This window comes from Thermus albus (genome assembly GCF_022760855.1).
Classification (GTDB): Bacteria; Deinococcota; Deinococci; order Deinococcales; family Thermaceae; genus Thermus; species Thermus albus.
The window spans coordinates 166,771-185,194 of sequence record NZ_JAKTNR010000003.1 but is presented as its reverse complement, the minus strand read 5'-3'; the positions used below and the strand labels follow the sequence as shown (position 1 = coordinate 185,194).

General features: G+C 64.9%; 17 protein-coding genes. 9 read left to right on the top strand and 8 right to left on the bottom strand.

Annotation, left to right across the window (positions count from 1 at the left end; translation table 11 throughout):
- Positions 1-29: 29 nt before the first annotated feature.
- The 3 genes from L0D18_RS04730 to L0D18_RS04720 all read left to right on the top strand — a co-directional run bounded on the left by L0D18_RS04730 (position 30) and on the right by L0D18_RS04720 (position 3,389).
- A complete protein-coding gene (locus tag L0D18_RS04730) occupies positions 30-1,544 on the top strand; it encodes a S8 family peptidase (protein WP_243027680.1) in 1,515 nt (504 codons plus the stop codon).
- A gap of 63 nt (positions 1,545-1,607) precedes the next feature.
- Positions 1,608-2,828: a 2,3-bisphosphoglycerate-independent phosphoglycerate mutase gene (locus L0D18_RS04725; RefSeq protein ID WP_243027678.1), complete on the top strand. Its 1,221-nt coding sequence runs from the start codon at positions 1,608-1,610 to the stop codon at positions 2,826-2,828.
- A 21-nt stretch (positions 2,829-2,849) separates the two neighbouring features.
- Complete coding sequence (locus tag L0D18_RS04720) at positions 2,850-3,389, top strand: Uma2 family endonuclease (protein WP_243027676.1); 540 nt, start codon at positions 2,850-2,852, stop codon at positions 3,387-3,389.
- Here the strand turns inward: L0D18_RS04720 and L0D18_RS04715 are convergent.
- From L0D18_RS04715 to aroA, 6 genes are all read right to left on the bottom strand, one after another.
- Positions 3,386-4,363, bottom strand: a complete 978-nt coding sequence (locus tag L0D18_RS04715) for a DHH family phosphoesterase (RefSeq protein WP_243027675.1) — start codon at positions 4,361-4,363, stop codon at positions 3,386-3,388. The two genes, L0D18_RS04720 and L0D18_RS04715, sit on opposite strands and share 4 nt — an antisense overlap.
- A 141-nt stretch (positions 4,364-4,504) precedes the next feature.
- Positions 4,505-5,209: a bifunctional dihydropteridine reductase/dihydrofolate reductase TmpR gene (gene tmpR / locus L0D18_RS04710; RefSeq protein ID WP_243027673.1), complete on the bottom strand. Its 705-nt coding sequence runs from the start codon at positions 5,207-5,209 to the stop codon at positions 4,505-4,507.
- Positions 5,206-5,616 (bottom strand): NUDIX domain-containing protein, encoded by a 411-nt coding sequence (locus L0D18_RS04705; protein ID WP_243027671.1) that lies wholly within the window; start codon positions 5,614-5,616, stop codon positions 5,206-5,208. Before L0D18_RS04705 ends, tmpR begins: the two co-directional genes overlap by 4 nt.
- Positions 5,580-6,353 carry a CDP-alcohol phosphatidyltransferase family protein gene (locus tag L0D18_RS04700; protein WP_243027669.1) on the bottom strand — a complete coding sequence of 258 codons (774 nt, stop codon included), beginning with the start codon at positions 6,351-6,353 and terminating at the stop codon, positions 5,580-5,582. The genes L0D18_RS04705 and L0D18_RS04700 overlap by 37 nt, the downstream gene beginning before the upstream one ends.
- Before the next feature lie 2 nt (positions 6,354-6,355).
- Positions 6,356-6,994, bottom strand: a complete 639-nt coding sequence (gene cmk / locus L0D18_RS04695; protein ID WP_243027668.1) for a (d)CMP kinase — start codon at positions 6,992-6,994, stop codon at positions 6,356-6,358.
- Entirely contained in the window at positions 6,979-8,268 is a 1,290-nt protein-coding gene (gene aroA, locus L0D18_RS04690) for a 3-phosphoshikimate 1-carboxyvinyltransferase (RefSeq protein WP_243027667.1), read from the bottom strand. Before aroA ends, cmk begins: the two co-directional genes overlap by 16 nt.
- A 67-nt stretch (positions 8,269-8,335) precedes the next feature.
- Here aroA and L0D18_RS04685 point away from each other — a divergent pair, with 67 nt between their 5' ends.
- Positions 8,336-10,954 (top strand): BTAD domain-containing putative transcriptional regulator, encoded by a 2,619-nt coding sequence (locus tag L0D18_RS04685; RefSeq protein WP_243027666.1) that lies wholly within the window; start codon positions 8,336-8,338, stop codon positions 10,952-10,954.
- Here L0D18_RS04685 and L0D18_RS04680 read toward each other — a convergent pair.
- A complete protein-coding gene (locus L0D18_RS04680; RefSeq protein WP_279232180.1) occupies positions 10,935-11,708 on the bottom strand; it encodes a class I mannose-6-phosphate isomerase in 774 nt (257 codons plus the stop codon). The genes L0D18_RS04685 and L0D18_RS04680 overlap by 20 nt on opposite strands.
- Positions 11,709-11,715: 7 nt before the next feature.
- Here L0D18_RS04680 and L0D18_RS04675 point away from each other — a divergent pair, with 7 nt between their 5' ends.
- From L0D18_RS04675 to L0D18_RS04660, 4 genes are all read left to right on the top strand, one after another.
- On the top strand, positions 11,716-12,588 hold the full coding sequence (locus tag L0D18_RS04675) for an SIS domain-containing protein (protein WP_243027663.1): 873 nt from the start codon (positions 11,716-11,718) through the stop codon (positions 12,586-12,588).
- Between the two features lie 15 nt (positions 12,589-12,603).
- The gene (locus L0D18_RS04670; RefSeq protein WP_243027662.1) at positions 12,604-13,281 is read left to right on the top strand and encodes an endonuclease V; all 678 of its coding nucleotides are present in this window, start codon (positions 12,604-12,606) and stop codon (positions 13,279-13,281) included.
- Between the two features lie 10 nt (positions 13,282-13,291).
- On the top strand, positions 13,292-13,927 hold the full coding sequence (locus tag L0D18_RS04665; RefSeq protein ID WP_243027661.1) for a lysophospholipid acyltransferase family protein: 636 nt from the start codon (positions 13,292-13,294) through the stop codon (positions 13,925-13,927).
- A 122-nt stretch (positions 13,928-14,049) separates the two neighbouring features.
- A complete protein-coding gene (locus L0D18_RS04660) occupies positions 14,050-14,343 on the top strand; it encodes an HU family DNA-binding protein (RefSeq protein ID WP_114312806.1) in 294 nt (97 codons plus the stop codon).
- Between the two features lie 152 nt (positions 14,344-14,495).
- On the opposite strand, the gene ftsH is transcribed toward L0D18_RS04660, so the two are convergent.
- Entirely contained in the window at positions 14,496-16,394 is a 1,899-nt protein-coding gene (gene ftsH, locus L0D18_RS04655; RefSeq protein ID WP_243027660.1) for an ATP-dependent zinc metalloprotease FtsH, read from the bottom strand.
- Positions 16,395-16,519: 125 nt separating this feature from the next.
- Here ftsH and dnaK point away from each other — a divergent pair, with 125 nt between their 5' ends.
- Complete coding sequence (dnaK, locus tag L0D18_RS04650) at positions 16,520-18,379, top strand: molecular chaperone DnaK (protein ID WP_243027659.1); 1,860 nt, start codon at positions 16,520-16,522, stop codon at positions 18,377-18,379.
- Positions 18,380-18,424: the final 45 nt, after the last annotated feature.

The following is an 18,424-nucleotide window of genomic DNA, read 5'->3' as shown; positions in this document are numbered from 1 at the left end:
GAATGCGGGGGCAACACCGGAGGTGGACCATGCGCAAGATGGTTGGCTTTGCATTCTTGGCTCTCTTGGCCCTAGGGCTGTTCTCCTGCACCCAGCAGGGGCCCATGGGTTCCGGCCTTTCCGTTCAAGGAGTGGCACCTAAGGAGCGGTACCTGGTGGTTTTCAAGAGCGAAACCCTGCCCCCCAACGCCCAGGCCCTGGCCCAAAGCGTTGGCGCACGGGTGGTCAAGGCCTTGGAGCCCATCGGGGCCCTGACGGTGGTGGCGGACCGAGCCACAGCCAACCGCCTGGCCCGGAATCCCCAGGTCTTGGCGGTGGGGCCCGAGCGGTACTACACCTTGCCCAAGACGGAACGCATCCTTTTCCAAGAAGAAACCTATGGCGCACCCACCACAGCCGACAACCTCTACAAGTACCAGTGGGACATCAGGCGGATCGGCGCTCCTGAGGTGTGGCGGAGGGTGCCCCTCGAGGCCCAGGGCCGGGCCACGGTGGCCGTCTTGGACACCGGGGTCATGGACAACCACCCGGACCTGGTGGGCCAGATCACGGTTTTCGTGGCCACCAACTACTGTTATGAAACCGCAGGTCCCAACAACACCCCCAGCTACCCCAAGTACACCCTGTGGATTGACTTTGATAACCTTGACCCCAACAACCTGTGCACCCCTGCCCCCAGCGTCCTCTACGAAGCCCACGGGACCCATGTCTCCGGTACCATCGCCGCCGCCTTCGGTGGGGGCCGGGTGGTGGGGGTGGCCCCGGGGCTGAGGATCGCCGCCTACAAGGTGTTTGACCGGATCCACTTTACTGAAGGCGGTCAGGAATACGACGACGTTGGCGCCTTTGACGGCCCCATCTTTGAGGCTATCATAGATGCTGCCCAAAAGGGCTACGACGTCATCAACATGAGCCTGGGTGGCACCCTAGACACCCGCAATAAGGACGACGTGGCCGCCATGGTGGCCTGGGACCGGGTGATGAAGTACGCCAACCGCATGGGCACGGTGATCGTGGCCTCAGCGGGGAACAGCGCCCAAAACGCCAACGGCTACATCGTCCACATCCCCTCTGACCTCCCCACGGTGGTTTCCGTCTCCGCCACCGGTACCGCCACCCCCCTTTGGCGGTACCCCTACCCCACCAACGAGACCCTGAACGCCGAGCCCGGCCAGGACGTCCTGGCCTTCTACTCCAACTACGGGGCAGCCGTGGACCTCTCGGCCCCCGGGGGTGATTGCGGCCTGGACGAAAACGGCCAGAGCTGGTGCGATCGGCCCCGTAGCGATCGCCCCCCTGGCTGGCGCTACCACCTAATCCTTTCCACCATCATCATCCACGAAAACCTCCCCGCCTATGCCTGGTATGCCGGTACCTCCATGGCCAGCCCCCACGTGGCCGCGGTGGCCGGCCTGGTGAAGGCCCTGCACAAGGACTGGACCCCGGGCCAGGTGCGGGCCCACCTGAAGGCCACCGCAGAGGACATAGGAAGCCGGCAACTCTTCGGCCACGGCCTGGTGAATGCCGATCAGGCCACGCGCTAAGGCAAACAAGCGGGGAAACCCCCGGGAAACCGGGGGTTTTTCCTTGGCCGTTAAAATGGCCCCATGGACCTCTTTTCCGTCTTCCAAGAGCTTCGGCAAGAGGGCAAGGCCAAAATCCTTCTGGTGGTCCTGGACGGGGTGGGAGGGCTTCCCCTGGAGCCCGGAGGGCCCACGGAACTGGAGGCCGCCAAGACCCCCAACCTGGACCGCCTGGCGGAGGAAAGCGCCCTGGGCCTCCTCACCCCCGTCTACCCTGGGCTTACCCCCGGCTCCGGCCCCGGGCATTTGGCCCTTTTCGGCTATGACCCTTTCCGCTACCTGGTGGGCCGGGGAGCCCTCAGCGCCCTGGGGCTTGGCGTGGACTTCCGGGATGGGGATGTGGCCCTAAGGGGCAACTTCGCCACCCTAAGCCCCGAGGGCCAGGTGCTGGACCGCCGGGCAGGCCGTCCCAGCACCCAGGAAAACCGGCGGGTAGTGGCCAAGCTCCAAGAGGCCATCCCTCGGGTAGAGGATGTGGAGGTTCGCTTCTATACGGAGAGTGAGCACCGGTTTCTGGTGGTCCTGAGGGGGGAAGGCCTAGGGGATGGGGTCACGGACACCGACCCCCAAAAGGCGGGGCTTCCCCCCCTTAAGGCGGAGGCCTTGGACGAGGCCTCGAGGAAAACCGCCCGGTTGGTGAACCTCCTTTCGGAGCGCATCCGGGAGGTGCTCAAGGACGAGCCCAAGATCAACGGGGCCCTTTTCCGTGGGGCCTCGAGGCGGCCCTCCTTCCCCAGCATGGCGGAGGTCTACGGCCTGAGGGCGGCGGCCATCGCCAGCTACCCCATGTACAAGGGCCTGGCCAGCCTGGTGGGCATGGAGGTCCTGCCCGTGGAAGGGGAAGGCGATGCCCATGAGGGGAAACTTCAGGCCCTCAGGGAACACTGGGACCAGTACGACTTCTTTTACCTTCACTTCAAAAAACCCGACGCCAAGGGGGAGGATGGGGACTTCCTTGGTAAGGTGGCGGAGATCCAACGCTTTGACGCCCTGTTGCCGGAAATCCTAGCCCTAAGGCCGGACGTCCTGGCCCTCACCGGGGACCACTCCACCCCTGCCCTCCTCAAGGCCCACTCCTGGCACCCGGTGCCCCTCCTCCTCAAGGCCCCTTACCTACGCCAGGATGCCGCCCGCCGCTTCACCGAAAGCGAGGCCCAAAGGGGCAGCCTGGGACACCTAAGGGGGATGGAGCTTATGCCCCTTCTCCTGGCCCATGCGGGGAGGCTCCTCAAGTACGGGGCCTAGGCCCTGGTAAACTGAAGAAACATGGTCCGCCACCGCATCCGCAAGGAAGAGTTTGAGGCCCTCCTTAAGGAGGCGCCGGAAGGGGTGCGGCTTGAACTCCTGGACGGGGAGGTTTACGAGATGGCCCCCATCGGCAGCGGACATGCGGGGCTGGTCTCCTACCTGGCCAAGGCCTTGGAAAGGCTTTACGGGGACCGGACCATTGTTTCGGTGCAAAACCCCATCCTCCTAAATCCCTTCTCCATCCCCCAGCCGGACATAGCCCTTCTAAAACCCCGTGAGGACTTTTACATCCAGGCTTTCCCGGAGCCAAAGGACATCCTCCTGGTGGTGGAAGTGGCCTATCCCACCAAGGACCTGGATGGAAAAAAGCTGGCCCTCTACGCCCAAGCGGGTATCCCGGAAAGCTGGCTGGTGGACGGGGAAACCGGTCTTTTGGAGGTCTTCCGGGAGCCCCGTGGAGGCCTCTACCGGCTAAGGCGCTTAGTGGAACCGGGCGAAGAGGTGGCCCCAGAGGGCCTAGGGGTGCCCCCCTTCCTCTGGCACCCCCCAAGGCCCTAGAGGTATCCCGCCCGCCGAAGCTCTTCCGCCACCGCCTCGAGGACCATCTCGTAGGCCCGGTCCAGGTCTACCCCCTCGAGGGTAGCCCCGGCCGCAGGCACGTGCCCCCCGCCCCCAAGCCTTACGGCGATGTTCTGGGCGGAAACCCCACCCCGGGAGCGGATGGAGACCTTCACCCCTTCCCCTCGCTTGCGCAGGAAGACGGAAACCACACTTCCCTCCACGTAGCGGATAAGGCCCACGAAGTCGTCGGAGTCCTCCTCGTCCCGCTTGGCCTCCTCAGGAAGGTGAGCGGTGACCAAGAGCCCCCCGTAGTGGAAGGCCACGGTGGAAAGCACCTGCCCCATGAGGCGGAAGTAGGAGGGCGGGCGGAACTGGAGCCTATCGGTGAGCTCGGGAAGCTTCACCCCATACCCCAGAAGCTCCGAGGCCACCTTGAGCACCTCCGGGGTGGTGTTGGCGAAGCGGAAGTTGCCGGTATCGGTGAGGATGCCCGTGAGCACAGGGGTGGCGATCTCCGCTGTCCACTCCACCCCCAAAAGGTCAATGAGGTCCTTCACCATCTGGGCGGTGGCCGCCTTGGAGGGGTCCACCACCGCGATGTGGCCAAAACGGGGATTGGTGCCGTGGTGGTCAATGTTGATGACCAATCCCTCCACCGGCACCCCCACCACCCGGCCCGGCTCGGCGCTGTCCAGGGCCACCAGGGTGGCCCCCACGGGAAGCTTCTCCAGAGGGTCCGAGTACTCCTCCTCCTTGGGCAGAAAGCGGAGGAACCTGGGAGGTTCGGCCACCCAGTAGGCCTCCTTCCCCAAGGCCTTGAGGGCCCGGTAAAGCCCCAAGGAGCTACCGATGGCGTCCCCGTCGGGGTCCACGTGGGTAGCGATGTAGATGGGCCCCTCCACGGCCTTCAGGACCTCGGCCACCAGGCGCATCTTTTCCCAGTACTTGGGGTCGGGAGCGTTGCCGTCCATGGCTTCTAACCTACCATGCGAAGGGGTTCTTCACCTCAGGGATAGGCCTGACCGCCTCTTCCCCATCAGGCCCACAAGGAGAAGGATCGCCCACTCCCATTTGGCCGGGGTGGAGCGGGCACACGCGTAGACCAAGTGGCCCTAGAGGTTCCACCCCCCGGCCACCTCGAGGACTTGCCCCGTCACGTAGGGCTCCCGCACGAAGAAGAGCACCGCCTGGGCGATCTCCTCCAGGAGGGCCAGCCGGGCCATGGGGATCTCCTGAAGGGGCTTGGAAATGGAGTTCTCCGCCACCCCCGGGGCCACCACGTTGGCGGTGATCCCCGCCTGGGCGAAGCGCTTGGCGATGGCCTTGGTGTAGAGGATCACCCCGGTTTTGGCGATGGCGTAGGGGGTGATGTGGGGCCGGGCTAAGAGGTTCTGGGCCCCGGCGTAGCCCAGGTTAACGATGCGCCCATACCCCTGCTCCACCATGAGGGGAAGGACCCTTTGGGTGAGGAGGAAGGTGCTGGTGAGGTTGGAGTCCAAAATCCAGCGCCACTCTTCCAGAGAAACCTCCTCAATGGGCTTAAAGAGGTAGTCCCCCACGTTGTTCACCAGGACGCCAACCCCCCCCAGGTGGTAGCGCACCTCCTCCACCAAAAGGGCCACCTCCTCCTCTTGGGTGAGGTCGGCCCGCACCTTGATGGCCTTTACCCCCAAGGCCTCGGCCTCGAGGCGGGTGGCCTCGGCCAGACCCTCCGAGGTGCGGTAGTGGACCGCCACCTGGAAGCCCTCCTTGGCCAGGGCCAGGAGGATGGCCCGGCCAATGCCCTTGGCGCTCCCCGTGACCAAGGCGACCCTCATCTTCCCTCCAGATATGTTTCCAGCAAAACCCGGGTGAAGCTGTTCAGAGCAAAAGAAAAGCCCTCTTCCGGCCTTACCCAGGCCCACTCCAGGATCTCCTCCCCGGGCCGCACCTCCCCTTCCCCTTGGGCAAAGTAGTTGAAAAGGAGCATGTGGGTGGGCTTGTGGAACTCCGGGCTAAAGATGGCCTCCTGCACCAAGGCAAAGCGCACCTCCTTAAGGCCCAGGCCCACCTCTTCCCAAAACTCCCGCCTAAGGGCCGCCTCCAAGGACTCCCCCCACTCCACCTTCCCCCCGGGCACCCCCCATAGCCCCCGCCACTTTTGGGTGCGCACCAGAAGCACCCTACCTTCCTGTTCCACCAAGGCTCCTACCGTGGGGATGGGATGGCGCGGAGAATCCTCCATAAATACCAAAGCATAAGATACAGGGCCTGAAGGACCACGAAGGTAAGATAGGCCCTAGGCTGGTGAAAGAGCAAGAAGACCCCCAGGAAGAAAAGCTGGGTGGTGAGGCCCAGGTTCACCACCCCCGCCAAGGCCCCTTCGTCCCAAAACCGCAGGGGGGAAAGGCGAAAACGGCGAAGCAAGAAGGTCTCCAAAGCCCTTACAGCCCGGTCCTGGGGCAGGAAAAACCCGCGGTAAACCCCCCGCAAAAAACCGAGGAGGGGGCCAGGGGGATCCGGTTTCTCAGCGGGCAGGGGGAGACCCCGGGCTTCCCTATAAAGCCTTTCCAGGTTAAAGTCGTAGGACTGGACCCAGGTGAAGACCAAAAAGGCCAGAGCGGCAAGCTCCCAAGCCCCGGTACGCGCCCCCAAGGCCACAAACAGGAAGAGGTTTCCCAAGAGGTCCAGCTCCGTGTCCAGATACCGGCCCAGCTCCGAAACCTCCCCCCTCAGGCGGGCCAGCTGCCCGTCGGCATTATCCAGAATGGTCTTTAGTTGAAGGAGAAGGGCCGCCGCCAAATCCAGGCCCCTAAGGATATACCAGGAGGCCAAAAGGACCAAAAAGGTGTGGAGGAGGACCAGGTGGTGGGGCCTAACCGGAGTGAAGAGGAGAAGGCGCACCACCAGGTGGGCCAGGGGGCGGAAGAGGACGATGTTCAAGAACTCGTGGACCGGCCTTTCCTTGGCTCCGGGAACCATGCTCAGTCACGGATGTGGGAGAGCACGCGGGCCACCACCTCCTCGAGGCCCATCTCGCTGGTATCCATCACGATGGCCTCCGGAGCAGGCGCGCTTTGGACCCTGTCCAGCTCGTCCCGCCGCAAAAGGTCCCTAAGCACCTCCTCGTAGTCCTGGGGACGCTCGGCGGTGCGCCGCCTAGCCCGCACCTCAGGCCGGGCCGTGAGGTAGAACTTGTGGGGCGCCTCGGGGAAGACCGCCGTGCCCATATCCCGCCCCTCGGCCACGAAGGGCGGTGGAACTTCCTTAAGCCTTTCGTTGACCCAAGAGCGCACCCCAGGATGCCGGGCCACGGAGGAAACCACCTGGTCCACCTCCGGAGTATGGAGGTGGGGGGTAAGGTCCTCCAGCCCCGAAGGCCCTTCCACCACCACCCGGTTCCCCTCCGGCTTGGGCAGGAGGCGGATGGACAAGCCTTTGAGAAGGCGCAAAACCCCTTCCTCATCCCCTGGCTCCACCCCGGCCCTCGAGGCCAGATAGGCGGCCGCCCGGTAGAGGAGGCCGCTGCTCAAATAGGGCACCCCCAAGGCCTCCGCCACCCTTTTGGCCACCGAGCTTTTCCCCGAGGCAGAAGGCCCATCTATGGTCACGATGCCCCGCATAGCCGCTTCAGGTCCCGGAAAAAACCGGGATAGGAGATCTCCGCCCACTGGGGTTCATGGATCCTCACCCCCACCCTAAGGCCCGCCACGGCGAAGGCCATGGCGATCCGGTGGTCGTGGAAGGGCTCCACTTCTCCCGGCCGCACCCCACCCCCTTGGATCCTAAGCCAGTCCGGCCCTTCCTCCACCGCCACCCCTAGGGCCCTAAGGTTTTGGGCGATGGCGGCAACCCGGTCCGATTCCTTCACCCTTAGCTCGGAAAGGTTGGGAATATAGGTCTCCCCTTCCGCCCAGGCCGCCGCCGCCGCTAGGATGGGCACCTCGTCCACCATGAGGGGGATGAGGCTTGGGTCCACGGAAACCCCCTTCAAGGGGCTATACCGGGCCCGGATCCAGCCCACAGGCTCCCCCGCCTCGCCCTCCACCACCTGCCACTCTAAATCCCCCCCCATCTCTCGGAGCACCTCTAAAAGCCCCGTGCGGGTGGGGTTTAGCCCCACCCCCTCCACCGTAACCTCCGAATCCGGAACGATGAGGGCCGCCACCAGGAAGAAGGCCGCGGAGGAGAAGTCCCCGGGCACGGTAAGGTCCTTGGCGGGGAAGGGCTCGGCCCTTTGGGTGCGGATGCGCTGTCCCTCCTTTACCAGGGGCAGGCCAAAGTGGTGGAAAAGCCTTTCCGTGTGGTCCCGGGTGGGAACAGGCTCCACCACCTCCGTGACGCCCTCGGCAAAAAGCCCTGCCAGGAGAAGGGCGCTCTTCACCTGGGCGCTGGGCACGGGGAGAGTGTAGGTAATCCCCCGCAGGGTCCCGCCCCGCACCGCCAAAGGCGCCTTCCTCCCGCCTTCCCTGCCCTCTATGGCCGCCCCCATGGCCCTGAGGGGCTCCGCCACCCGGCCCATGGGGCGGCGGCGCAAGGAGGCATCCCCGGTCAGGACGGCAAAAAGGCCCTCCTGCCCGGAAAGGATGCCCAAGAGAAGCCGCATGAGGGTGCCGGCGTTGCCGCAGTCCACCACATCCTCAGGCTCCTTCAAGCGAAGCCCCTGCCCCCGCACCCGGAAGTGGGGGCCCTCCTCGAGGACCTCCGCCCCCAAGGCCTGCATGGCCCGGGCGGTGGAAAGGGTATCCCCCGCCTTCAGAGGGTAAAAAAGCCTTCCTTCCCCTTCGCTTAGGGCCAGGAGCATGAGGCCCCTATGGGTCACGGACTTGTCCCCAGGAACGCGCAAGCGTCCCCGCAAGGGGCCCAAGGGGCCTAGGTCCAGGTAGGGCCGGTCCATGCCCCCCAGTCTGAAAGGCCCGTGGGCTTTGGTCAAGGCCGGAACCTGGCTAAAATGGAGGACAAGCATGGCCCTGGCCTGGCAAAGCCCGGCCTATTTGGAACGCCAGAGGCTTTTGGACCTCCTGCCCCAAGAACCGGGCTTTGCCGTATGGCTGGAGGCCCCTGCGGGCTTTGGGAAAAGCGTTCTAGCCGGCCAGCTTTCTGCCCGCCTGGGCCTAAGGACCCTTTGGGCCAGCGCCCTTTTGGGCCCGCCAAAGAACCTTCTGGCCAAGGCCTTGGGGCTTCCCGAAGAGGTGCCCTGGGGCGCGGTGGTGGAGGCCCTCAAGTCCGAGCCCACCCTGGTGGTCCTGGAGGACCTTACCGGTAAGGAGGGCCTTTCTCCCCTCCTTCGCACCCTTCCCGCCCTGGTGGTCCTGGCCAGCCGCAAGCCCCTCCCCTACCCTGAACTTCCCAAGCTCCTGGCCGAGGGAAGGCTCGTTCACCTAAAGGCTTCCCACCTGGCCTTTACCCTCGAGGAGGCCGAGGCCCTCTTCGCCGGCACGGAAGGCTTTGAGGAGGCCCACCGGGCCACGGGGGGCTGGCCCCTTCCCCTTTTCCTCTCCGCCCTCACGGGAAACCCCCCTGAGCCCAAGGCCCTCCTGCAGGGCTTAAGGGAAAGCCTGTCCCCCGGGGAGTTCCAAGAAGGTCTTCTGCTGGCAGCTCTTCCCCACCTACCCCCTTCCCTGGCCCGCCAAGAAACGGAAAGCCTCTTCCAAAAAGGCCTCCTAAGGCGCCTGCCGGAGGGCTACACCCTCCATCCCCTCCTTAAGGAGATGGCCCGAAAGAGCCTCCTAAAGGAGGTGCAACGGGCCGTGCGCCAAGCCGCGGGAAGGCTTCCCCCCGCCTTGTTGGCGGAAGCCTACTGGGAAGCGGGCCTCAAGGGGGAACTTTTGTCCCTTCTAGAGAGCCCCATCACCCTGCCGATCCCCGCGGAAAGGCTTTTGCAATGGCAGGACCTTCTCCGCCAAGGGGGCCCGAGGGCCCACCTGCGCCTGGGGGAGGCCCTGGCCCAGTGCGGCAGGAAGGAGGGGCTTGCCCTATTGACGGAACTGGCGGAGTCCCCCGAGGACCCCGCTTTAGCCCTCACCGCCATGGGCCACCTGGCCTTTTACCTCTCGGAAACCCTTTTGGGCCGAGACCTTCCCCGGGCCCGGGCCTATTTGGAACGGGGTCTGGCCCTCCTCCCTAAGGTCAGCCCCGAGCTGGCCGGCCGTTTCTTGAACGACGCCGCCCGGGTACCCTTTGAGGAAGGCCGGCCCGAGGAGGCAGCAAGGCTTTTGGAAGAGGCCCTCCGCCACCTACCCCCGGAAAGCCCCTACCGGATCGCCCCCCTCAGCAACCTGGCCCTCCTGCGCTTTGAGCTAAAGGGGGCCTTTCGGGAAAGGATAGAGGCCCTCGAGGAAGCCCTGGGGCTGATGGAGCGCCATATCCCGCAAAACCTCGCCGGCCACCTCCGGGACCTGGGCAGGCTCCACCTCCTCCTGGGGCAGAGGGAGAGGGCGCGTGGCTACTTGGAAAGGGCCAGCCAAACTCCTGGCCACCCCCTGGCCTCCCTGGAGGCCAAGATGCTCCTGGCTCACATGGACAAGGATGCCGAAACCCTCGCCCGGCTGGTGGCCCAGGCGGAACTCTGGGAAAACGCCTACCTGGTGGAAAGGGGAAGGGCCCTCTTGGCGGAGCTCAGGGGGGATCCGGGCCTGTTGGAGGGTCTTTCGGGTTTCTTCCCCAGCCTCACCCGGGCCCTTTTACGAAAAGACCCGGGGCTTCTGCCCCCTTATCCCGGAAACCTAGAGGAAAGGCTCCTCTGGCACGCTGCCCGCTACCGCCTCCTGGGCGGGGAGGAGGACCTAAAGGCCCTCCTCACCCTAACCGATGTTGGAGAAGGCCTTCTTCCAGACCTCCTTCCCCTGGAGGCCCTCCCCAGGAAGCGCCCCGAGCTGGCCCGGGCCTATCCCCTCCTCGAGGTCCTGCGTTCCGGATGGAAGGAGGCCATCGCCCTGAGGCTCCCTGAGATCCCACCCTTAAGGGTCCAGGTCCTGGGGCGCTTCCAAGTGGAACATCCTTTGGGGCCTGTAACCCTAAAGGGAAAGGCCAGGGAAGTCTTCGCCCTTATGCTCCTGGGCCTGCCCCGGGAGGAGGTGGCCTTTGCCCTTTGGCCGGACGTGACCGAGGAGGCGGCCTTGAACAACCTTTACGTGTGGCTGGCCCGCCTTCGCAAGGTCCTGGAGCCCTGGGGGGTGCCCACCTACCTGGGGGAGGAGGGGCTGATGCGGGTGGAAGCCGATCTTTCTGCCCTAGAGGAAGCCTTGCAACGGGGCCAGGCGGAAAGGGTTTTGGAGCTTTACCGAGAACCCCTTTTCCCGGGTTTGGATCACCCCCTTTTGGACCGGAAGCGGGAGGAGGTTTTCCACCGGGTGCGGGCCCTGTTTCTCAAACGGGCGGAGCCCCATTTCTTAGAACGTCTTTTGGAGCTTGACCCCCTGGACGAGGAAGCCCTCCTCCCTTTGTCGGCCTCGTACCTGGCCCGAGGCCAAAGGGCCCGGGCCTTAAGGCTTCTGGAGCGTTACCGCAAACGCCTGTGGGAAGAACTGGGGGAGAAGCCCTCCTCCAAGGTGGAGGCCCTCATCAAAAGCCTTCAGGGCTAGCCCCAAGAAACCACCCCTCCCCTTCCACCCAGACCTGTTCCCCCGGCTCCAGGAGGAAGGTAGCTGGGGGTTCCAGGTGGATTCCCTGCACCTGGGCCTTCCCTTCCAGGAGGGTTAGGAGAAGGGGCGCCTGCGGATGGAGGCCTAGCCCCCCGGGAAGGGGGTAGCGATAGAGACGAAAATAAGGGGTCTTGAGCAGGCACTCCCCTCTCGCCACGGGCTCAGGCCGGACTGGGGGTAAGGGGGTGGGCTCCAAAACGGCCACCTCTAGGGCCTTTTCCAGGTGGAGCTCCCGGGGACGGTCGTAATCATAAAGTCGGTAGGTGAGGTCCGAGGGGGTCTGGACCTCGTACACCCGCACCCCTGGGCCCAGGGCGTGCACCACCCCTGCCGGTATGTAGACCACTTGGCCAGGGGCAACCCGGATGCGGTTTAAAACCTCCTCTAGGGTTCCTTCCGCCACCCTCCTCCGCACCTCCTCCGGGGTTACCGGCCTGGAAAAGCCGTAGACTATCTCCCCCGGGGTAAGGACATACCAAGCTTCGTACTTGCCGGGCCCGCCTTCCACCCTTAAGGCATAACCATGGGGTGGGTGGACCTGGACGGAAAGCCACTCCACCGGGTCCAAAATCTTCACCAGAAGGGGTGCTTCCGCCAGCCATACCTCGCCCACCCCCGGGCCAAAGCCCAAAGCGCCTCCTCCCCAGGGACGTGGCACCGGCTTGGGGCTAAAGGGCTGCACGAGGGTTAGCATAAGGGGTATGCGCGACCTAGACCGTGAGGAGACCTACTTGGTGGACCGCCGGGGCTTAGCCCTGGAGCTTCGCGACCTGGTGGGTTCGGGGCCCGTGCCCACCGAAAACTATCCCGGGCCCTACGCCGCCTTGGGCTATGGGGAAGGCCACTTCGCCGCCCGGCTCTCCGGCCTCCCCGACTGGACAGAGGAAGGGACCCTATTCGTGCTGGAGGGGGGGTACGACCTGGGAGAGGCCGCGGCCCTTTCCCTTCTGGCGGAAACGGAGCGGGTACAGGTGGTCAAGCTGGGCCTCCGCCCTGGTGTGGAGGTCTACCTCTCCCCGAGCCCCTTGAACCCTTACCGCTACCTGCGCTTCCTCCTTCTGGCCACGAGGCAGGAGGAAGCCCTTTCCGAGGCGGATAAGGTCCTGTTGGAGGAAAGGAGACGCCTTACCCCGGAGATCCCCCTCGAGGAGAACCCCGCCAAGTTCCTGGCCTACACCCTGGTGGAGAGGATCCCCCTCCTCTACGCTCCCTTTTTCCGCCCCTTGGAGGAAGCAGGGCAGAGCCTTTTTGCCCGGATTGGGAAAAGCCTAGCCCTCACCCCACCCCATAGCGCCCTGGAGTTTTTCCTCACAGGCCTCGAGGCCCGCCACGAGCAGGGAGACCCCCTGGCCGCCCTCCTCCTGGGGGAGGGGGAGGCGGTACGTCTGGCCAAGGAGATCCTGGAAACCCGGGTGGACGCCATCGCCGAGGTGCCCGCTCCCTCAGGCAGCCGCCTGGCCCAAGCCCTGGCCCTCTGGTACCGCCTGGCCTGGACCGCCTACTACCTGGCCCTGCTCTACGGGGTGGACCCCTCCGACCCCGAGGTCCTGGAGCGCCTGCGGGAGGCCACCTGATCCCCTTAAAAGCCCATGGAGCCCTTTCCCGAGCCGAAAGACCTGCAAACGGCCGTGGCCCTGCAAAGAAGCCTGGCGGAAAGGGTGGTGTTGGAGGGTAGCCTCGAGGGTGCCAGGCTAATCGCCGCCCTAGACGCCTCCCACCGGCGGGGCAAGCCCCTGGTGGCCGTGGCCGTGCTTTACCACCTGGAAAAGGGCCTACTCTGCGTAGGCCTAGGGGTAGTACCCGAGGAAGCCCTCTTCCCCTACATCCCGGGTTTCCTCTCCTTCCGCGAGGCCCCCGCCTACCTGGAGGCTTTAAAAAACCTCCCCGAGCCTCCCGAAGCCCTACTGGTGGACGGCCAGGGCATCGCCCACCCCCGGGGCCTGGGCATCGCCAGCCACCTGGGGGTGCACCTGGACCTACCCAGCATCGGCGTGGCCAAAAGCCTCCTTTACGGCCGCCTGGAGGCGCCTTTACCCTTGGAAGCGGGAAGCGCGGTAAGGCTTCTTTCTCCAGAGGGCCGCCCCCTGGGCTACGCCTACCGTAGCCGAAGAGGAATAAAGCCCCTTTTCGTCTCCCCGGGCCACCGGGTGGGCCTGGAGGAGGCCCTGGACTTCGTGAAGCGCCTACCCACCCGCTTCCGCCTGCCAGAACCCTTGCGCCTAGCCCACCTCGAGGCGGGCAAGGCCTTGCGAAGCCTGGACCCGTAAACTGGAACCCGTGGAAGCCCACCAGCCAAACCCTGTCTACCGGGCCGCCTGGTATCTGGCCCGGTTTCTCCTGCACCTCCTCTTCGGTTATCGGGCAGAGGGCGTGGAAAACGTACCCAAGGAAGGCCCGGTCATTCTGGCCGCCAACCACCTTTCCATCCTGGATCCCATCGCCGTGGGGGCCGGGGTACGACGCCCCGTGAGCTTCCTGGCCCGGGCCGACGTCTTCCGCCTACCCCTGCTCTCCTGGCTTCTACCCCGGCTTTACACCATCCCCGTGGAGCGGGGGCAAAGCGATCTCTCCGCCATCAAAGGTGCCATCCGCGCCCTGGAAAAGGGTTTGGCTTTTGGCATCTTCCCGGAAGGAACCCGAAGCCGCACGGGTAAGCTCCAGCCCTTTAAGACCGGGGTGGCGGCCATCGCCCTGCGCACCGGAAGCCCCGTGGTACCCGTGGCGGTGGTGGGCACCGACCAGGCCTGGCCCGTGGGGCGAAAGCTCTTCCGGTTGCGCAAGCCCATCCGGGTGATCTATGGCAAACCTATACCGGTTCCGAAGCTTTCCCGCTTTACCCACCAGGAGCTGGAAATCTTGACCCGGGAGATAGAGGCCCGGGTACGGGAACTTTTGCCACCCCAGTACCGCTAGAGCCAATACTTCCGTTATCACACATTGCTTTACACAGGTATACGAATGGGTCAGAGTATTGCGTAGCCCCGTTCAAGCGTGCTATAGTCCTTGCGGAAGGGAAAAGAGGAAGGAGGTGAAGAATGGCAGCAAAGAAAACGGTCACCAAAGCGGATCTAGTGGATCAGGTGGCAGCCGCTACGGGCCTTAAGAAGAAGGACATCAAGGCGGCGGTGGATGCGTTCCTCTCCAAGGTGGAAGAAGCCCTCTCTGGGGGGAACAAGGTGCAGCTCACCGGCTTCGGCACCTTTGAGGTGCGCAAGCGCAAGGCCCGCACCGGTGTGAAGCCCGGCACCAAGGAGAAGATCAAGATCCCCGCTACCCAGTATCCCGCCTTCAAGCCGGGTAAGGCTCTCAAGGAAAAGGTCAAGAAGTAACGTATTCCCTTCCCCTGGGGGGCCAAGGCCCCCCAGCTTTATTTCCAGCCTCAACCCCTTTCCTACCGTTTCGTTCGCTAAGCCCCACCGAGATAACACCCACACCAGGGCCCTTCCTAGACCCCCACCCTGGCCCAAGCCAGGAGGGAATGCTATCCAGCGCCGCCCAAGGCTCCCCCCGGCTTGACCTTGGGCACCACCCGGGGGGTTTCCTTTTCCGGGCGCTCTTGGGGCGTCTCCCCTTGGTCCTCCCCGTCTGGCTCCAGGGGCAGACCCTCCACCACCCTTTGGAACTCCTCAGCGGTAAGGGTCTCCCGCTCCAGGAGGGTTTCCGCCACCCGCTCCAGGATTTCCCGTTTCTCCTGCAGGAGGTTTTTCACCCGCCCGTATTGCTCCTCAATGAGGCGGCGCACCGCCTCGTCTATGCGCCTGGCGGTCTCCTCCGAGTACTGGCGCACGTCGTAACCGCCCAGATAGGTGTCCTCACGATGGGCATAGGCCACGGGACCAAACTCGGGATGCATGCCCCACTCGGTGATCATGCGCCGGGCCAGCTCCGTGGCCTGGCGGAAGTCGTTTTCCGCCCCCGTGGTCACGTCCTCAAAGATGAGCTCCTCCGCCGCCCGCCCAGCCAAGGCCACGGCGATCTGGTCCAGGAGGCGGTTTCGGCTCCAGTGGAGCATGTCCTCCCGCCTGGGCATCATGAAGCCCAAAGCCCGGCCCCGGGGCACGATGGTCACCTTGTGCACCCCATCCGCGTGCTCCAAGAAGTGAGCGGCCAGGGCATGCCCTGCCTCGTGGTAGGCGGTGATCCTCCGGTCCCGAGGGGTAAGGACCAGGCTCTTCTTGGCCGGGCCCATCATCACCCGGTCGGCGGCCTCCTCGAGGTCCTTCATGGTGATCTTCTTCCGGCCTTCCCGGGCCGCCAGGAGGGCCGCCTCGTTCAGGAGGTTTTCCAAGTCCGCCCCTACAAAGCCTGGGGTGCGCTTGGCCAAAAGGGCCAGGTCCACATCCTCCGCCAAGGGCTTGCCCCGGGCGTGGATGCGCAGGATCTGCTCCCGGCCTCTTACGTCCGGGGCATCTATGGCCACCTGGCGGTCAAAGCGGCCCGGGCGCAGGAGGGCCGGGTCCAGAACGTCGGGGCGGTTGGTGGCGGCCATGACGATGATGGTGGAGTCCTTTTCAAAGCCGTCCATCTCCACCAGAAGCTGGTTTAAGGTCTGTTCCCGCTCGTCGTTGCCGCCTCCCACCCCCGCACCCCGCCTGCGGCCCACGGCATCGATCTCGTCAATGAAGATGATGCAGGGGGCATGGCGCTTGGCGGTTTCAAAGAGGTCCCGGACCCTCGCCGCCCCCACCCCCACGAACATCTCCACGAAGTCGGAGCCACTGGCGGTGATGAAGGGTACCTTGGCCTCTCCCGCCACCGCCCGGGCGATGTGGGTCTTCCCCACCCCCGGGGGGCCCACCAGGAGGACTCCTTTGGGAATCCTGGCCCCCATCTCGTGAAAGCGGGCGGGGTTCTTCAGGAACTCCACGATCTCCTTCAGCTCCTCCTTGGCCTCCTCGGCTCCGGCTACGTCCTTGAAGGTGACCTTGGGGGCCTCGGTGAGCACCTTGGCCCGGCTCTTGGTGAAGCTGAAGGCGGAGTCCGAGGGCCCGGAACGCCCCGCACGGGAGAAGTAGAAAAGCGCCCCGATGAGAAGCCCCACCAAAAGAAGCGGCCAGAGGAAACCCAGAGGACTTTGCCCCTGTGGAGGCTCCACCCGCACGCTCACGCCCCTTTTGGTCCAGGCCTCGAGGGTCTGGTTATCGGGAGGGCTAGCGGCGTAGGTGGTGAAGGTGGAACCGTCGGTTAAGGTGCCTTGGATGCGGGTCTCCCCAGCCCGCACCACCACCTCCTTCACCCTGCCCGCCTGCAGGTCCTCGAGGAAGGTGGTGTAGTTGACCCCGCTTGCCGGGTTCCCCGCCGTGCCCGCCAGGCTAAAGGCCCAGGCCAAAAGGAGCAGGCCCAGGATGAAAACCAAAAAGTTCAAAGGAAGCCGGGACATGTCTTCTCTTAGGGTACACGGCAAACGGGGAATCCGGGTAGTCCAGCGCACCATGATATAGCTACACTCAACTCTCTTGACACGTCAAAGTGGAATGCTCTATGCTTAAGGTGCGAGGTGTAGCTATGGCCAAGGCAGTGGGCATTGACCTGGGTACCACCAACAGCGTGATCGCCGTCATGGAGGGCGGCAAGCCGGTGGTGTTGGAAAACGCCGAGGGCGAAAGGACCACCCCCAGCGTGGTGGCCTTCCGGGACGGGGAGACCCTGGTGGGCCGCATGGCCAAGCGCCAGGCGGTGCTAAACCCCGAGGGCACCATCTTTGAGATCAAGCGCTTTATTGGACGCCGCTTTGAAGAGGTCCAGGAGGAGGCCAAGCGGGTGCCCTACAAGGTGGTCCCCGGGCCCGATGGCGGGGTGCGGGTGGAGATTAAGGGCAAGCTCTACACCCCCGAGGAGATCAGCGCCATGGTCCTCCGCAAACTGGTGGAGGACGCCTCCAAGAAGCTGGGAGAGCGCATCACCAAGGCGGTGATCACCGTGCCCGCCTACTTCAACAACGCCCAGCGGGAGGCCACGGCCAACGCCGGGCGCATTGCGGGCCTCGAGGTGCTCCGCATCATCAACGAGCCCACCGCCGCCGCCTTGGCCTACGGCCTGGACAAGAAGGGCAACGAAACCGTCCTGGTCTTTGACCTGGGGGGCGGGACCTTTGACGTGACGGTGCTGGAGATCGGCGAGGGGGTCTTTGAGGTGAAGTCCACCTCCGGGGACACCCACCTGGGCGGCAGCGACATGGACCACGCCATCGTGAACTGGCTGACCGAGGAGTTCAAGCGCGAGTACGGGGTGGACCTCAAGGCGGACCGCCAGGCCCTCCAGCGCCTGATAGAGGCGGCGGAGAAGGCTAAGATTGAGCTTTCCAGCACCCTGGAGACCACCATCAGCCTCCCCTTCATCGCCCTAGACCCCGCCAGCAAAACCCCCCTGCACCTGGAGAAGAAGCTTACCCGGGCCAAGTTTGAGGAGCTCATTGAGCCCCTTCTGAAGCGCCTTAGGGGCCCCGTGGAGCAGGCCCTTAAGGATGCGGGCCTGACCCCTGCCCAGATCGACGAGGTGATCCTGGTGGGCGGGGCCACCCGGGTGCCGGCGGTGCAGAGGGTGGTGAAGGAGCTATTGGGCAAGGAACCCAACCGCTCCGTCAACCCCGACGAGGTGGTGGCCATGGGGGCCGCCATCCAAGCGGGGGTCCTTATGGGGGAGGTGCGGGACGTGGTCCTCCTGGACGTCACCCCCCTCTCCTTGGGGGTGGAGACCAAGGGCGGGGTCATGACGGTCCTGATTCCCCGGAACACCACCATCCCCACCCGCAAGTGCGAGATCTTCACCACCGCCGAGCACAACCAGACCGCGGTGGAGATCCACGTCCTCCAGGGCGAGCGGCCCATGGCCGCGGACAACAAGAGCCTGGGCCGCTTCCGCTTGGAGGGCATCCCCCCCATGCCCGCGGGGGTGCCCCAGATTGAGGTCTGCTTTGACATAGACGCCAACGGCATCCTCCACGTGACCGCCAAGGAGAAGTCCACGGGGAAGGAGGCCTCCATCACCATCCAGAACACCACCACCCTGTCCGAGGAGGAGATAGAGCGGATGATTGAGGAGGCCAAGCGGCACGCGGAGGAGGACCGGCGCCGGCGGGAGCACGCCGAGCTCAAGAACACCCTGGATTCCACCCGCATCCAGGCGGAAAGAATCCTCCAGGAGAAGTCGAGCACCCCGGAGGCCAAGGCCCGCCTCGAGGCGGCCATCGCCCGGGCCAAGGAGCTCTCGGAAAAGGACGCCTCCGATCCCGAGCTGAAAGCCGCCACGGAGGAACTTTTGAAGGCGGTAGAGGCCTACGAGAAGGCCGCCACCGCCGGGGCCACCGGGGGATCCAGCCGCGGCCCTGACGACGTGATTGACGCCGACTACAAGCCTGCTGACTAAAGCCCTCCTGCCCTGGCCCCTGCCAGGGCAGGGGCCTCTCCTTCC

Excerpts from the sequence above, each read along its gene's own strand:
- L0D18_RS04705 (WP_243027671.1), bottom strand. The coding sequence starts at position 5,616 with ATGGAGGATTCTCCGCGCCATCCCATCCCCACGGTAGGAGCCTTGGTG.
- L0D18_RS04715 (WP_243027675.1), bottom strand. The coding sequence starts at position 4,363 with ATGGACGGCAACGCTCCCGACCCCAAGTACTGGGAAAAGATGCGCCTG.
- L0D18_RS04660 (WP_114312806.1), top strand. The coding sequence starts at position 14,050 with ATGGCAGCAAAGAAAACGGTCACCAAAGCGGATCTAGTGGATCAGGTG.
- tmpR (WP_243027673.1), bottom strand. The coding sequence starts at position 5,209 with ATGAGGGTCGCCTTGGTCACGGGGAGCGCCAAGGGCATTGGCCGGGCC.
- L0D18_RS04685 (WP_243027666.1), top strand. The coding sequence starts at position 8,336 with ATGGCCCTGGCCTGGCAAAGCCCGGCCTATTTGGAACGCCAGAGGCTT.
- L0D18_RS04670 (WP_243027662.1), top strand. The coding sequence starts at position 12,604 with ATGGAGCCCTTTCCCGAGCCGAAAGACCTGCAAACGGCCGTGGCCCTG.
- L0D18_RS04700 (WP_243027669.1), bottom strand. The coding sequence starts at position 6,353 with ATGGTTCCCGGAGCCAAGGAAAGGCCGGTCCACGAGTTCTTGAACATC.
- aroA (WP_243027667.1), bottom strand. The coding sequence starts at position 8,268 with ATGGACCGGCCCTACCTGGACCTAGGCCCCTTGGGCCCCTTGCGGGGA.
- L0D18_RS04680 (WP_279232180.1), bottom strand. The coding sequence starts at position 11,708 with ATGCTAACCCTCGTGCAGCCCTTTAGCCCCAAGCCGGTGCCACGTCCC.
- cmk (WP_243027668.1), bottom strand. The coding sequence starts at position 6,994 with ATGCGGGGCATCGTGACCATAGATGGGCCTTCTGCCTCGGGGAAAAGC.
- L0D18_RS04675 (WP_243027663.1), top strand. The coding sequence starts at position 11,716 with ATGCGCGACCTAGACCGTGAGGAGACCTACTTGGTGGACCGCCGGGGC.
- L0D18_RS04730 (WP_243027680.1), top strand. The coding sequence starts at position 30 with ATGCGCAAGATGGTTGGCTTTGCATTCTTGGCTCTCTTGGCCCTAGGG.
- L0D18_RS04725 (WP_243027678.1), top strand. The coding sequence starts at position 1,608 with ATGGACCTCTTTTCCGTCTTCCAAGAGCTTCGGCAAGAGGGCAAGGCC.
- L0D18_RS04720 (WP_243027676.1), top strand. The coding sequence starts at position 2,850 with ATGGTCCGCCACCGCATCCGCAAGGAAGAGTTTGAGGCCCTCCTTAAG.
- ftsH (WP_243027660.1), bottom strand. The coding sequence starts at position 16,394 with ATGTCCCGGCTTCCTTTGAACTTTTTGGTTTTCATCCTGGGCCTGCTC.
- dnaK (WP_243027659.1), top strand. The coding sequence starts at position 16,520 with ATGGCCAAGGCAGTGGGCATTGACCTGGGTACCACCAACAGCGTGATC.